We start from the raw sequence: 14879 nt of genomic DNA on the forward strand, positions 1-14879 counted from the left end.
ATACTTCACTTTTGTTTTTTAATATTCATCCAATAAGAAATATTGATCTACTGAAAAAGTAGTAACCTATAAATTATGTGTAGGCTGGTTCATGATTTTTTTACGTTCTAAATTTTGAACAAACAGTGCTTGAACAATACCTCCAATTAATAAGAAACTAGCACAAATATAAAACAGCATACTTCCATTTAACTTACTTAATAAAACTGCACCCATAACTGGTCCGCACGTTCGAGATATATCCCAGTGTATACCGTAAATTGAAAAATATAAACCACGTTTATTGTGAGGTGCAATTTCTGAAACGAATCGTAATAAGTGGTTTAGAGCAATACTTTCTCCAATGACTAAAAAGAGTAAGGTGAAGAATAACGACAATATCGTCGTTGAAGAACTAAAGCCAACTGCAGCTATTGTATAGCAGGCGTAAGAAATAAGGATGATTTTCGCCATAGAAAATCGTTCAGACCATTTTACGAGGAAGATTTGTAGTATGATTTCCAAAATGGCTTTGCATGTTGAAATAAATGCGAGTATGAATAAGAGATTAGGAAATACATGTTCTGCAAAAATACGATAATTCGTCTCAGTTTGTGCATAAAAAAAGCTAATAGGAAGTGTAGAAACCATAAGACCGAATATGGCATAATGTTTAAAAATAAATTGCTTTGGTGAACTTGCCTCAACTGTTTGTTTCGACTTACTCATAGGTGGAACGGTTTCTGGGAGCTGGGTCCAAACAACAACGGCATATATCGTAAGGGTTACACTTTGCACGATAAATAAATATTCTGGGTGAGTATTATAAAAACATGCACCGATTAAAGGGCCGATTACGGATCCAATTGCTCCCATCGTTTGTAGGAGAGCAAAAATTTCTGCTTGCTGCTCTTGTTTTGTTAAATCAGCAATTTGTGCACGCTGAGCTGGAATGTATAAGGAACGGCCAATACCATTAATGACATATAACAGTGCAAATATAAAAACAGATTGAGCGAAAACGAAACTGCCGATTGCAACACCTTGTAGTAATAATCCGAGTAACATAATCTTTTTTCGGCCATATTTATCAGTAATTCCTCCAGCAATAAGTGTAAATAAAATGTCTGAAAGTGGCTGTAATCCGAAAATTAGCATAGTTATTATTACATTGCCGTTTAACATTTTATTGACGTAAATAATCATAATGAGAGCTAACATAGATTCAGTCGTTCGGGTTAATAATTCACCACACAATCTAATAAAAATAGGTTTATTGTAACGAAGTAAGAGATAATTCAATATTAATTCCTCCTTTCTATATTGAAATGATAAGATGAAAGGAGAGTTGGAAAAAGGGTAGAGACTATAGGGAGGATTTTTCACCTTTTAGGGGGAGTATGATGTTTATTTTAGATCAATACATTGAACTATGGATTGCTTATGGAAAAGGAAAAAAAGAGGGAGAACGATTGGAAGTAACAGTGCAAAATATATCTGGTACATTATTTTGTACAGAGCGCAATAGTAAATTAATTATAAAAAAATTAGATGAGTTAAATTGGATCAAGTGGTTTCCAGGTCGCGGCAGAGGAAATCGGTCTAAGTTAATATTTCAAAAGCACCCGATGTCTTTAATTTTAGATAGAGGAAAAGAAATAATGAAAAAAGGGGATGTGAAAAGCGGAAGTATATTTGTGGAACGCTATAGCTCACATTTTCCATCAGTAAAGGGAGAATATCATTCCTGGGTGGATTCAATATTTGGTCATAAGGTTGAAATGACATCTGAAGGGAGAAGAGATGTACTCCGGTTGCAAGTACAAATGAATTTAGATATCACATTAGATCCTGTATACGCTACAATGCGCTCAGAATGCCATATGGTAAAACATATATTCGACACACTCGTGTATGTAGACGGTAATACAAACATTATAGAGCCAAGACTTGCATTTCACTGGGAATATAATGACGCTGAAAAAATATGGACGTTTTACTTACGAAAAGGAGTTCACTTTCATAATGGAAAACAACTTACTGCACATGATGTTATATACTCGTTGAATAGATTTATAAAGCTGGAAAATAATGCACACGCATGGATGTTACAACACGTTGAAAGTATCCGTTCAGTGGATGACTACGTTTTCGAAATTCAATTACATACAGAAAATCGAATGTTTTTACATATGCTAAGTGCAGAACAGTGTTCTATCGTGAATGAAGATGAAGCAGGAGGGCTAATTGGAACCGGGCCTTTTCAATTATATAAAAGTAATGAAAATCTGTTCATTTTAGAAGGACATCCTTTATATTTTCGTGAAAGACCTTTTTTAGATCGTGTTGAGTTGTGGAATGTAGAACAAGGTGTAGGTACATACGATGTTTTAGTAAAGGCGCAGTATAAAGATAAAGAAAAACATAATAAAGAATTGTCTCGGCTTGAGTCGAACGTGACATATATAACATGTAATCTTACGAAAGAAGGACCAATGCAAGATGAGTTATTTCGGAAAGCGTTATATAACATCATTCATGGTTATACAATCGTTCAAGAACTCGGCAGAGAACGTGGAGAAGTGGCAAAAAAACTAATATTAGCAGGTGAAAGCATTGTAGAGATTGAGGAAGATGTAGAAAGTTTAATTAAAAGGAGTACTTATCATAATGAAGTGCTACAACTCTACACATTTACAGGACGAGATCATGTTGAAGATGCACAGTGGATACAAAAAGAGTGTGCGAAATATGGGATTCGTGTAGAAAATAATTTTCTTGATATAGAAGAGCTATTGGAAGTAAGTACGATACAAAAGGCCGATATGATGCATGATAGTGCCACAATCAGTGAACGAATAGAAGATAGTCTATTATATATGTTTCTTACAAAAAATAGTTTTATTCATGGACAAAGCAGCATGGACTTTCATGAAAAGTTGTCTCCTTATTTTAGACAAGAAGAATTAGAGAAAAGAGTTGCACTGTTACGCGATATCGAGGATACTTTGTTACGTCAAATTCATATTATTCCTTTATATCGTAATAAACAAGAGGTAAGTACACATGAAAAAGTTCAAAATATAATGATTAATTCACAAGGTTGGATTGATTTTTATAATATTTGGTTTAAGTCTTGATATATAAGGGCTTTTGCACATTTTCATAAGGTGTGTAAGAGCCTTTTTTGTATGTAGGAATAGGTTTGTTTTACACATTGTTACGCTACTTGTGATAAAAGTCTATTTACAGCGTAACAGTGTTATGTTACATTGTTATCAGGAAGGAGTGTTATAGAGTTGAGTACAGATTTAATTTCAAAAAAAGATTTATTAGAACTAACTGGTATTTCATACGGACAGTTATATAGGTGGAAAAGAAAAAATTTAATTCCGGAAGATTGGTTTGTACGAAAATCAACGTTTACAGGTCAAGAGACATTTTTTCCGAAAGAAAAGATATTAGAGCGTATCGATAAAATCCAAACGATGAAAGAGGATTTATCACTTGATGAACTAGCGAACATGTTTTCGCCGAGTGTGAGAGAAATTCTTTTAACAAAGGAAGACATTTTATGCAAGGGGATTGCATCAGAACCAGTTTTACAATTTTTCATAGAACAAACGAATAAAAGAGCAGAGTTTCAATTTGTAGATATTCTTTATGTGTACATGTTAGAAGAATTACTGCAATCAGGAGAGATTAGTTTAGAAGAAGGAAAAATGGTCTTGCAAGTTTTACGTGAAAATTATGAAGCAATTAAACATAAAACTTGTGACTTAATTATTGTCCGAAAGTTAGGGATTTCTACATGTTTATTAGTCTCAAACGTGGACGATTTAATTTTTGAAAAAGGCACCAAAATCGTTTTACGCGAAGCGATTATGAAATATACCGAAGCATTAAAAACTAAATTGTTGTAGTGGAGGAGAAAGTATGCGTACAGATAATTTGATTATAAATGGTTACGGTTCATCGAATGGTGGCGAGTTTCATAAAGTGCAATTAAACGGAAAAGGAACTGTGAATGGAAATGTTGAATGTGAGCAATTTGAATGTAACGGTTACGGTGCAGTTACTGGCGATTTGAAAAGTAGCAGTGCACGAATTAGCGGATCTGGTAAAGTTGATGGCACAGTTCAAGCTGAAACGATGCGAATTGATGGAAAAGCAACAATTACGCAAAATGTAAAAGCAAACAGTTTGAAAATTGCAGGAAAAGGTACGATAGGTGGAAATGTCACTGGTGAAGAATTTAAAGTCAATGGTCAAGCTACAATTGACGGTAATTGTGAAGTGGATACTTTTTCTTCAGAAGGACAATTTACAATCGGTGGTTTATTAAGCGCAGATGAAATTAATATAAATATTCACGGTACATGTCGAGCGAAAGAAATTGGTGGTCAAACGATTAAAGTAAGACATAGATCAGGTACATTTAGTAGACTATTTAAAACAGTGTTTGGCTTGCAGTTAGAAGCTGAACTATTAGAAGGTGACAATATCGATATTGATTATGCTCACATAAGAACGGTAAGAGGAAACAATGTTACAGTAGGAGCAAACTGTGAGATTGAACTGATTGAATATACCGGTGTTCTTACTGTTGATAAAAATGCAAATGTAAAAGAAATTAAGCAGGTTTAACGGAAGGGAGAAATCAGTATGGAACATCCACATAGTCTCACAGTAAATGGTTCTGGTAATTCAGCAGGCGGAGATTATAATAAAGTGAAGATTCGCGGTGAAGGAACAATTACGAATGATATGAGTTGCAATGAGTTTAAAACGTACGGAACGAGTGATGTACGCGGTAATGTGAAAGTGAAAAACTATGTCGTGTATGGAGATAACGAAGTACAAGGAAATGTAGATGCGGAATATGTAAAAGTATATGGTAATACACAAATTCATGGTGATGCTCATATTGAAAAAACAAAAGTTAGAGGTATGATAGATATTGAAGGAAAGTTTTCAGGTGATTTCGTAGATGTAAAAGGTGCTTTAAATGTAAAGGGAGATATTGAAGTAGAAGATTTATCATTAACTGGTGGTCTTGAAAGTGATGGATTACTTAATGCTGAAAATATTCAAATCTCACTTCGTTATGAAGGCAGTAAGGTAAGAGAAATTGGTGGTAAAAAAATTACCGTTCGTAAAAAAGCGAGATTTATTCCTTTTACTAGTCATGCTGGAAACCTCCAAACTTCAATTGTTGAAGGAGATGATATCTATTTAGAACATACGATTGCTGAAGTTGTAAGAGGCAACAACGTCACAATTGGTCCTGGATGTGAAATTAGTGTTGTAGAATATCATACTAGTTTTAATCAAAAAGGTAATGCAGTCGTAAAAGAACATAAACAAATATAAGTAGTATGAGGGAGAGCAAGAGATATGGTTGAGAAGAATAATAAGCTCGGCTTTGTTGTGGCGGGCTTATTGCTAGGTATTTTAATGGCATCGATGGATAATACCATTGTCGTAACGGCGATGGGAACAATCGTTGGTGACTTAGGAGGCCTCGAAAACTTTGTATGGGTCGTTTCTGCCTATATGGTCGCAGAAATGGCAGGCATGCCTATTTTCGGTAAGCTATCAGATATGTATGGTAGAAAGAGATTCTTTATTTTCGGTTTAATTGTCTTTATGATTGGTTCGGCACTTTGTGGTACTGCTGAAAATATTACACAGTTAGGTATTTATCGTGCCATTCAAGGTATTGGCGGCGGGGCATTAGTGTCGATCGCGTTTACTATCGTTTTTGATATTTTTCCACCTGAAAAACGCGGGAAAATGGGTGGTTTATTCGGAGCTGTATTTGGATTATCTAGTATTTTCGGGCCATTACTTGGCGCATATATTACCGATTATATTAGCTGGCACTGGGTATTTTATATTAACTTACCACTTGGCATTTTAGCACTTATTTTTATTACATTCTTTTATAAAGAATCACGCGTTCATAGAAAGCAAAAGATTGATTGGTTTGGCGCAATTACTTTAGTTGGTGCAGTAGTTTCTTTAATGTTTGCGCTTGAACTAGGCGGACAAAAATATGATTGGGATTCTAGCTTTATTTTAAGTTTATTTGGTGGATTCGCTATTTTAATCATCGCATTCATTTTTATTGAACGAAAAGTAGAAGAACCAATTATTTCATTTGAGATGTTTAAGCAGCGCTTATTCGGAATGAGTACAATTATTGCATTATGTTACGGTGCTGCATTTATGTCAGCAACTGTTTACATTCCGTTATTCATTCAAGGTGTATACGGCGGGACTGCAACAAACTCAGGATTATTACTTTTACCTATGATGCTAGGATCAGTCGTAACAGCGCAGTTAGGTGGATTTTTAACGACTAAGCTGAGCTACCGAAACATTATGATTATTTCTGCTGTTATTATGTTAATCGGATTATTCTTATTAAGTACATTAACGCCAGAAACAAGTCGTGCATTATTAACGGTTTATATGATTATTATCGGATTTGGAGTAGGTTTCTCATTCTCTGTACTAAGTATGGCTTCAATTCATAACTTCGGTATGGAACAGCGTGGATCTGCGACTTCAACGAGTAACTTCATTCGTTCATTAGGAATGACACTAGGTATTACAATCTTCGGAATGATCCAAAGAACAGGTTTCCAAGATCAATTAGAAGAAGCATTTAAAGGGATGAGCGGGGGAATGAATACAAAATTAGGGGATTCAAGAGCCATTTTATCAGAATCGGCAAGATCTCAAATCCCTCCGCAAATATTAGATAAGATTATTGACGCTCTTTCTAGTTCAATTGTTCAAACATTCATGTGGGCATTGGTACCAGCTGGATTAGCATTCATATTCATTTTCTTTATGGGAAATGAGCGTATGGTAATTAAGAAAGAACAAATGAATAAAAAGAGTGAAACATCAAAAGCGTAATGAAAAATCTCCTTTCCAATTGGAAAGGAGATTTTTCGTATGTACGGTGTTAGATTAGCCTTCGATAATTTCGTATTCTTCGTCTGCAAGTAATAAAATTTGCGTTTTCTTGCCTTTGTTTTGAACTTCGATTACATCGTATGCGCCTAAGTCTCTTACTTTGCTTTGAGAAGCGTTAACCATAACTTCAATAGAATCAATTAAGATATCTTCTTCAATATATGATTCAGGCAATGCCATATCTTCAGTATCTAATACACACGCATATAGATTTTGTAAATTTTCAGTAGTTGGGTTTTGTTCCTCAACATCAATGATATTTTTTACTGCATCCATATTTTCTTCTTTTGCTTGGTACACTTTAATTTTAGCCATAATTTTAATCTCCTTTATAACGTAATCGTAGAGGCTACACCTCATTATAACGTTTTTTTTATGAAAGATGAAATTGTTATATGTATTTATAGTAAAAATTATGTGTCCTTACTCAAAATTGGTGTGATTTCCATATAAATGTACGAGTAGGTAACGATAATGTTACGTTAAAGTTATATTGTCCAAGCTTTTCTTATTTTCTTCCTATATATATGTAGTAGCAATTCTATATAGAGAAGGGATGGAGTGTAAGTGGGTTGTGAACCGAGAGTTTCTAGAGATTTTGTTCAAGTACCTGAACTGGTAGGTTTTCGATTACTTTTATCACATCCAGCTGGAGACCCTTTAAACTACGGATTATTATTTATTAATTTTCCTGATACGATTTTTATTTTTATATTGGCATCAAGCGGATACCTTGCCATTTCGAACTGTTTAAAAATAGAGGGCGGAACTGGTGATGCCGAAATAGAAGAGATGAAAAAATGATAGAGGATGACGATAATACGTACAAGTCAGTTGTTAAATTGACTAAAGTATATAAGAACGGTGAGACGGAATCTTTTATTTATAAAAATGAGTTATAATACATGTATTTAAATGAACCCTCAAACTATTGTTGAGGGTTGTTACATAATTAATTATGTTGATCCTTTAAGCCATTTGTTAACGAGTAAGAAATATATTTATTGTTGACTTATTTTATAGGTTGATCATTTCATAGTTAGTAGATGTTATAATCATTTTATGTTTACTGATATTTTATAAATATTCGAAGTTTCAATTTAATAGTCAATTGCTTTTATGATGAACAGGTGGGTGTGTATATGAATACGAATTATGGAGCGCTCATGAAAATGTTAAGAGTGGTTGATTCTAAAGAAGGCGGGAATGTAAATGATATATGAAGCGAATATACATACAAGAAAAAAACTAGTTTCTATGTTTGAGGATTTCAATAACGTTGTTTTACTTTCTTATTTACAAGGGCATATGGGTACTGCTTGGGTAAATGATCTTGAAAATCCAACAGTAGCACAAGTTATGGTAGGAATTTTTACATTTTACGCTGGAGACCCAAATACGAAAGAAACAGAAGAGTTATTACGTAATATTCCAGAAAGAATTTTAGTTATCGTAAATAGTGAAGAGTGGAAACAACGCTTAGAAACATTCCATGAAAGAAAAATAGATAAGTTTTTACGTTATAAATTCAAACGAAATCCAGAAGTTTTTAATCGTTCAAAATTACAATCTTTTATATCAGCACTTCCAAAAGAATATGAGTTAAGAAGAATAGATGAGCATATCGCAAATAGCCCCAAATTACATAAGATATCTGAAGATTTTACAAGTCAATTTCATTCGATAGAAGATTATATAAACCGTGGTATAGGTTATAGCATTTTATATAATGGAGAAGTTGTATGCGGTGCATCCTCCTATAGTATTTATAATGATGGGATTGAAATTGAAGTTGCGACTGATCACAATCATAGAAGAGAGGGCTTGGCAACTGTAGTTAGTGCAGCTATTATATTGGATTGCTTAGAAAATGGAAAGTATCCAAACTGGGACGCAGCGAATACTACATCTGCTAAACTAGCAGAAAAGTTAGGATATGAATTTGATAAGGCATATGATACTTATTTTGTAGATAATAGATGAGTGAAGGAGTTACATACTAAAAAATACATGCGCCCTAGTACGTAAGTCTAGGGCGCATGTATTAGTTGGTAAATATCTTCATAACAATTTTATCACATTTTATCTTTTGAATGTTTGGAATTAAAGATATTTATGTGACTTTTTGAAAAAATAAAAGAGCAGTTAGCAAAAGCTAACTGCTCTTCTCCAAGGGGGAATGGAGAAATACAATCATGTTACCTATAGTATTGACAGAACATTGAGTTTTAATCAGCCATTTATAAAAGGAGAGATAAAATATCTTTGATTAATCTTTAGCTCCCATTAGGAGTACTGATAGAAAAACGATTGAGAATATATTTTTTTATTACATTTACAATTTGAAGAGTAGAACGTGTTTATCGTAATTCTCCAAACACCAATTATATTTTTTTAGAATGATTGGATGGACTGCTTCTTTCGTAGTATCGACTTCAGTATATCCATATTTCTTATAAAAGTTTTCTAATTCCTCAAAAGGAAGACAATATACATTTTGTATTTGTGATTTTTTTGCAGTTTCTACTAAAAATGAAACAAGCTCACCAGCTAATTGTAGCCCTCTAAATTGAGGCAGAATAAAAATTCCGCCCATTTCTAAAGTATCTTCATCTATTTGGACTAATCGGCCAACGCCTGCATACTCGTTGTTATATGTAATAATTGCAACTTTATCTCTCTTTAAATCACTCCGTACAAATCCTATTGAGTCATATTGATTATTAACCCATTCTAAATCGTTAGATGTAGCCAATTGAATACTCATATACATCCTCCTTGGAAATACTAGCGCTCTCTTCATTATATAGAACATAAGATACTATATCAAAAGAACCTTGAGATAGCACATTTGTTTAAGTTATTAGTTAAAAGTGTGGGATTGCTGGCATTGAAATGATGGCTTCACCAAACATAGGATAATAATCTTGTGAATTTAGTGTTACATAGTCAAAATAAAAATTAGTTTATGTGTTCGGTAACGCAAGATTGTTTAAGTGTAGAGAAAATCATAGGGTTATTTTAATTAGTAGCTACTGTATTCATTGAAGCTATTAAGGAAACGTGGTAATCGCCAGCCCTAGTGATACAAATCATATTAGGATTTAGTAAAAAAAATTCTTCCTGAAAAAGAGGGGGATTAAAGATAAGAGCACTTCGAAAAGTGCCCTTCAGTAACGACTACTTATTCTAAAAAGAAAGGATGCAATATATCATATGAAGTTTAGTGTATTTAAGTATGGGTCTTTTATATAAATGTGAAATAAAAGAGGGTTGTCTTCTTATTAGAAGGCAGCTTTTTGTTATTACAAAAAAGAATTAGAAATAAAATATAAATTCAGTTACTTGTCCAAACAATTTTTTTGAAAATACATAAAATGCTAGTAGTTAGCCAATATTTTTATATTGTTAATTTTTTAGACTAAAAGGGGTGATTTTATGTGTGATTGTGAAGTTTGTAGAAGAAAGAAAAAACGTGATCCATTAAATCGGGGTTCTGAACCAAAAAAACAGGATTCCGAATCAGTAAATTCTTATTCATTTAGTAAAAATGCAAATTTTTTAGAAGAAGCTATACAAACAGATGAAATCGATCAAGTTTCTGAGGAATATATTGAAATAGTAGATTCAGCAGATGTACAAGTTACTACTACAGATACAAAAGCTGCACTATCTATCCAAGCCGCGTTACAAGCAGCTATTGTGGTTGTAGTAAGTATTTCTATAGCAGATAGTGAAAAGGCAGATAAAATAACACAAGAATTGTTTCAAAAATCATCTATTAAACAAATTAATAGACAAAAAACATTTATTAAAAATTCCAGAAACGTAACCGTAACAACTACTGATACAGATATTGCAGTGAATATTCAAATTCTTCTTCAAATTTTATTAGCGTTATTAGTTAAACTAAACATTTTATAAAGTGTCTATCCTATTTATATTTAGCTATAAGGGTTCACTCTAAGTAAATATTTTTTGTTGTAATATGTGGTACAAGCTTGGACTTTCTCATTATGACTGAATTAATATTCAAAATTGATGGGAAATTAAGTGTGGAAAACTACACAATAACAAAGGTGAACCTATTATTTAACAGTGAATAAAACTTATATATGTGAAGTAAAGGAAAGCTGTCTTCGTATTAGAAGACAGCTTTTTGATTTTATTAGTAAAAAGCCGTGAAAATAAAAGATTAAGTTACTTGTCCAAGCATTTTTTATTTAAATACATATAATGCTGGTAGTTAATCTAAATTTTTATAGAAAACTGATAGGAGTGAATATTGTAAATGGATGATTTAAATAAATTTTCTTCCTTTAAGTTTGATAAGGATCAAAAGAATATAATTATAGACCTTTTACTCTCAGATATTTTTAATAGGCATGGGATAAATGAAGAAAAACTAAAAAATTTATCACCAGAAAAAAAGCAGCAAATTAAAAGTATTGTTTCTGAAATACAATCACAAGTTAATAATTATTTAGATTGAAAGGGGGTGAATGTATGAAAAAAACATGTCATTCAGAGGAAAATAAAAGGTGGAGTGCATTAGACTCCTCAAATCCTCATCCATCTTTTAAAAATGCTACTGTTTCAGAAGCTGCAGCACAAGAAAGTAAAACTTACCAAATTTCTGAAGAATCTATTACAATTGTAGATTCAGCAGATGTAGAAGTTACGACTACAGATACAAAAGCTGCGTTATCTATTCAAGCTGCATTACAAGCAGCTATCGTGGTTATAATAAGTATTTCTATAGCAGATAGTGAAAAAGCTGACCGTGTAGCACAAGAATTGTTTCAAAAATCATCTATTAAACAAATTAATAAACAAGAAACTGTTATTAGAAATTCTAGAAATGTTACAGTTACGACTACAGATACAGACATAGCAGTAAATGTTCAAATTCTTCTCCAAATTTTATTAGCTTTACTAGTAAAATTAAATATTTTATAAAATGTTTAACCTTCTTTAGATATAGTGCATCTTACAGGTAAATATTCACTGTTTTAATTATAGTACAGGCTATAAATATTTATCATAACTGGATTAATATTCAACATCACCAAAGTATGAATGTAAACAAACAATGTGATGGAAAATAAAGTTTGGTTATTTTATGAAAATTGAAAAGCCATTTCCTTTATGAAGTGCACCCCAATTGTTAGACACAGTCTAACAATTGGAGGTGCATTTTTTATGGCTAAATTTTCTTCAAAAGAAAAAATCCAAGCGGTGAAACGATATTTAGATGGTACAGAAAGTGGAAAAACAATTGCTAAATCTATAGGAGTTAACCCTAGCGTACTTCGTGAGTGGATTAGACGATATGAGTCTTCAGGTGAAAAGGCCTTTGAAAAGTGCTATACATTCTACCCAGCCCAGTATAAACTAGATGTACTTTATTATATGAATGAACACGGGACATCTATCAGAGAAACAGCGGCACTTTTCAATATACCGTCTTATGAAACACTTCGGAAATGGAAAATAGCTTATGAAACAGGAGGATTGGATGCCCTACAATCAAAGAAAAAGGGGCGTCCAACCATGAAAGTTAAAAAAATAAAGCCAGTAGATGAAGGATCAATCGAAGCCTTACAAGCGGAAAATGAGCGTTTACGTATGGAAAATGCATATTTAAAAAAGTTGAATGCCTTAGTTCAAAACAAAGAAAAATCACCAAACAAGACAAAGCGCAAGTAATCTACGAGTTAAGGCATGAATTTCCTATCAAGGAGTTACTTCAACTCGCAAACATTCCACGTAGTACGTACTATTACTGGATGAAACGTTTTAATCGTCCTGATCCAAATGCGGAGGTAAAAGAACTGATTCAAGCTATTTATAATGAACACGATGGGTGTTATGGTTATCGTCGTATTCGTGATGAACTTATGAATCGTGGACACAAAGTAAATCATAAAAAAGTGTATCGCCTTATGAAAGAATTAGGGTTAAAATGTCTGGTTCGTATGAAAAAATACCGCTCTTACAAAGGGACAGTTGGGAAAATTGCGCCAAATATTTTAAATCGCAACTTCCAAGCTGAAAAACCAAATGAAAAGTGGGTTACAGATATTACGGAGTTTAAGTTATTTGGGGAGAAGTTATACCTATCACCAATGTTGGATTTATTTAATGGTGAAATTATCACGTATACAATTGGTTCAAGACCGACCTATTCCCTTGTTTCAACGATGTTGGACCAAGCCCTTTATTGTGTAACCAATCCGGATAAACTCCTCATTCACTCTGATCAAGGTTGGCACTATCAAATGAAACAATACCGTCATTCTCTTAAGAATTGTGGCATAACTCAAAGTATGTCTCGCAAAGGAAACTGTTATGACAATGCCGTTATTGAAAATTTCTTCGGTATCATGAAATCGGAATTTCTGTATCGAAAAGAATTTGAAAGTATAACACATTTCAAACAAGAATTAGCAAAGTATATAGAATACTATAATCATAAAAGAATTAAGGCAAAATTAAAGGGTATGAGCCCAGTACAATACCGGGCTCATGCCCTAGAGGCTGCCTAATGAAACGACCTGTCTAACTTTCGGGGGTCACTTCATTATTGGATTTGGCTTTTCAATTTTAAACAGTATGAATTTGAAAAGATAATATTAAGCTAAAGAAGTAAAATATACTGATACAAAATACTTATAAAATTACTCGTGTTATAGAAAAATAATAAGAAAAAGGTGTTTAAAATAGAATCATTTTCATTAATAGTTCAAGTTTTGAAGAATAGTGCATACAATATAAAGTGTTTTCCTTTCTTCATTTAAGTTTTACGTATATAATTTAAAAGTACTATTTTTATTTTATTATTTTATATTTATAACAGAATAGAGGTTTAAAAATGAGTGTTAAAATCATTACGGATAGTGCGGCGGATTTACCAGTAGAATTGCTGCAAGCATATGATATTGATTTAATTCCACTCCGTGTATATGATGAAGCAGAAACAGAGTATTTAGATGGAGTAACATTAGAGTCAGTTACATTATTACAAAAAATGAGAGAAGGCGCTGTTTATAGAACATCATTGCCTTCACTTGAAACTTTCCAAGAAAAATTTGTTTCTTATGCAAAAGAAGGTAATCCTTGTATATATTTAGCTTTTTCATCTGAACTGTCTGGTACATATCAATCATCAGTTGTCATTAAAGAGGAAGTAAAAGAAACATATGCAGATTTAGATTTAGAAATTATTGATACAAAATGTGCTTCGCTTGGTCAAGGTCTTGTCGTTTTAGAAGCTGCTAAAATGGCAAAAGACGGCGCACCAAAAGAAGATATTTTAAACCGTGTCGCTTTTCTAATGAACCATATGGAGCACATCTTCACTGTAGCTGACTTACAGTACCTTGTTAGAGGTGGACGTTTAAGTAAAGTAGCTGGTTTTATCGGTGGTTTACTAAACATTAAGCCTATCTTAAACGTGGAAGAAGGAAAACTTGTACCACTTGAAAAGGTAAGAGGGAAAAAGAAAGTATTAAGCCGAATTGTTGATATTATGGAAGAGCGTGGTAAAGACCTTAAAGGTCAAACAATCGGTATCACTCATGGTGATGACTTAGAAACAGCGGAAGCATTAAAATCATTAATTACGGAAAGATTCGGTTGTGAAGTATTTATCGTAAATACAATTGGTGCAGCAATCGGAGCACATACAGGACCTGGCGTTATAACGTTATTTTTCTTAAATGAAGTAGAGTAAAGGATTGATCATTTGATCAATCCTTTTTTCTTTAATCTGTGATTACCGGTCGATATGGTATTGGTGAAGATAAAATCTTTGAAGTTTTCCTATATGAATTGCTCTCTTGTAGAGGGAGTATTTTTTATATGTGGAATGATACTTAATGGTAGAAGAAAAGAGTATAAATAAGAAT

At 32.9% G+C, this 14879-nt stretch carries 14 protein-coding genes and 1 pseudogene; 12 read left to right on the forward strand and 3 right to left on the reverse strand.

Going from position 1 to position 14879, the window contains the following annotated elements; all coding sequences use genetic code 11:
- Positions 1–66: 66 nt before the first annotated feature.
- Positions 67–1281, reverse strand: coding sequence for an MDR family MFS transporter (locus QCI79_RS26200; protein ID WP_001108456.1), 1215 nt, complete (start codon positions 1279–1281; stop codon positions 67–69).
- Between the two features lie 101 nt (positions 1282–1382).
- Between QCI79_RS26200 and QCI79_RS26205 the strand changes: the two genes are divergently transcribed.
- From QCI79_RS26205 to QCI79_RS26225, 5 genes are all read left to right on the forward strand, one after another.
- Positions 1383–3119 (forward strand): ABC transporter substrate-binding protein, encoded by a 1737-nt coding sequence (locus tag QCI79_RS26205; protein ID WP_000470206.1) that lies wholly within the window; start codon positions 1383–1385, stop codon positions 3117–3119.
- Between the two features lie 159 nt (positions 3120–3278).
- Complete coding sequence (locus tag QCI79_RS26210) at positions 3279–3902, forward strand: YhbD family protein (protein ID WP_000102238.1); 624 nt, start codon at positions 3279–3281, stop codon at positions 3900–3902.
- A 13-nt stretch (positions 3903–3915) separates the two neighbouring features.
- Positions 3916–4626, forward strand: a complete 711-nt coding sequence (locus QCI79_RS26215; RefSeq protein WP_001258385.1) for a bactofilin family protein — start codon at positions 3916–3918, stop codon at positions 4624–4626.
- An 18-nt stretch (positions 4627–4644) separates the two neighbouring features.
- A complete protein-coding gene (locus QCI79_RS26220) occupies positions 4645–5352 on the forward strand; it encodes a polymer-forming cytoskeletal protein (RefSeq protein ID WP_000400908.1) in 708 nt (235 codons plus the stop codon).
- A 24-nt stretch (positions 5353–5376) separates the two neighbouring features.
- Positions 5377–6909, forward strand: coding sequence for an MDR family MFS transporter (locus tag QCI79_RS26225; RefSeq protein WP_021728554.1), 1533 nt, complete (start codon positions 5377–5379; stop codon positions 6907–6909).
- 54 nt (positions 6910–6963) lie between these two features.
- On the opposite strand, the gene QCI79_RS26230 is transcribed toward QCI79_RS26225, so the two are convergent.
- Positions 6964–7284, reverse strand: a complete 321-nt coding sequence (locus tag QCI79_RS26230) for a hypothetical protein (RefSeq protein ID WP_001062731.1) — start codon at positions 7282–7284, stop codon at positions 6964–6966.
- Positions 7285–7545: 261 nt separating this feature from the next.
- On the opposite strand from QCI79_RS26230, the pseudogene QCI79_RS26235 reads away from it, so the two are divergent.
- Together QCI79_RS26235 and QCI79_RS26240 are read left to right on the forward strand one after the other, a co-directional pair.
- Positions 7546–7871 (forward strand): annotated as a pseudogene (locus QCI79_RS26235) (BC_2878 family exosporium-associated protein); the annotation flags it as partial.
- Positions 7872–8181: 310 nt separating this feature from the next.
- Positions 8182–8952: a GNAT family N-acetyltransferase gene (locus QCI79_RS26240; RefSeq protein ID WP_000638732.1), complete on the forward strand. Its 771-nt coding sequence runs from the start codon at positions 8182–8184 to the stop codon at positions 8950–8952.
- Between the two features lie 352 nt (positions 8953–9304).
- Here QCI79_RS26240 and QCI79_RS26245 read toward each other — a convergent pair whose 3' ends face one another.
- A complete protein-coding gene (locus QCI79_RS26245; RefSeq protein WP_000027162.1) occupies positions 9305–9736 on the reverse strand; it encodes a GNAT family N-acetyltransferase in 432 nt (143 codons plus the stop codon).
- 671 nt (positions 9737–10407) lie between these two features.
- Here QCI79_RS26245 and QCI79_RS26250 point away from each other — a divergent pair.
- From QCI79_RS26250 to QCI79_RS26270, 5 genes are all read left to right on the forward strand, one after another.
- A complete protein-coding gene (locus QCI79_RS26250; protein WP_000332786.1) occupies positions 10408–10893 on the forward strand; it encodes a spore coat protein in 486 nt (161 codons plus the stop codon).
- Between the two features lie 367 nt (positions 10894–11260).
- Complete coding sequence (locus QCI79_RS26255) at positions 11261–11461, forward strand: spore coat protein W (RefSeq protein WP_000342253.1); 201 nt, start codon at positions 11261–11263, stop codon at positions 11459–11461.
- A gap of 14 nt (positions 11462–11475) precedes the next feature.
- Positions 11476–11928 (forward strand): spore coat protein, encoded by a 453-nt coding sequence (locus QCI79_RS26260; RefSeq protein ID WP_000750489.1) that lies wholly within the window; start codon positions 11476–11478, stop codon positions 11926–11928.
- 243 nt (positions 11929–12171) lie between these two features.
- A protein-coding gene (locus tag QCI79_RS26265) for an IS3-like element ISBth10 family transposase (RefSeq protein WP_209291797.1) occupies positions 12172–13517 on the forward strand; the annotation gives its coding sequence in 2 pieces (ribosomal slippage) (positions 12172–12613 and positions 12613–13517; 1347 coding nt in all).
- Positions 13518–13843: 326 nt separating this feature from the next.
- Entirely contained in the window at positions 13844–14704 is an 861-nt protein-coding gene (locus QCI79_RS26270) for a DegV family protein (RefSeq protein WP_000111642.1), read from the forward strand.
- Positions 14705–14879: the final 175 nt, after the last annotated feature.

It is taken from the genome of Bacillus cereus group sp. MG1 (genome assembly GCF_040460035.1).
Classification (GTDB): Bacteria; Bacillota; Bacilli; order Bacillales; family Bacillaceae_G; genus Bacillus_A; species Bacillus_A cereus.

Excerpts from the sequence above, each read along its gene's own strand:
- QCI79_RS26255 (WP_000342253.1), top strand. The coding sequence starts at position 11,261 with ATGGATGATTTAAATAAATTTTCTTCCTTTAAGTTTGATAAGGATCAA.
- QCI79_RS26250 (WP_000332786.1), top strand. The coding sequence starts at position 10,408 with ATGTGTGATTGTGAAGTTTGTAGAAGAAAGAAAAAACGTGATCCATTA.
- QCI79_RS26240 (WP_000638732.1), top strand. The coding sequence starts at position 8,182 with ATGATATATGAAGCGAATATACATACAAGAAAAAAACTAGTTTCTATG.
- QCI79_RS26205 (WP_000470206.1), top strand. The coding sequence starts at position 1,383 with ATGTTTATTTTAGATCAATACATTGAACTATGGATTGCTTATGGAAAA.
- QCI79_RS26260 (WP_000750489.1), top strand. The coding sequence starts at position 11,476 with ATGAAAAAAACATGTCATTCAGAGGAAAATAAAAGGTGGAGTGCATTA.
- QCI79_RS26230 (WP_001062731.1), bottom strand. The coding sequence starts at position 7,284 with ATGGCTAAAATTAAAGTGTACCAAGCAAAAGAAGAAAATATGGATGCA.
- QCI79_RS26215 (WP_001258385.1), top strand. The coding sequence starts at position 3,916 with ATGCGTACAGATAATTTGATTATAAATGGTTACGGTTCATCGAATGGT.
- QCI79_RS26270 (WP_000111642.1), top strand. The coding sequence starts at position 13,844 with ATGAGTGTTAAAATCATTACGGATAGTGCGGCGGATTTACCAGTAGAA.
- QCI79_RS26245 (WP_000027162.1), bottom strand. The coding sequence starts at position 9,736 with ATGAGTATTCAATTGGCTACATCTAACGATTTAGAATGGGTTAATAAT.
- QCI79_RS26225 (WP_021728554.1), top strand. The coding sequence starts at position 5,377 with ATGGTTGAGAAGAATAATAAGCTCGGCTTTGTTGTGGCGGGCTTATTG.
- QCI79_RS26220 (WP_000400908.1), top strand. The coding sequence starts at position 4,645 with ATGGAACATCCACATAGTCTCACAGTAAATGGTTCTGGTAATTCAGCA.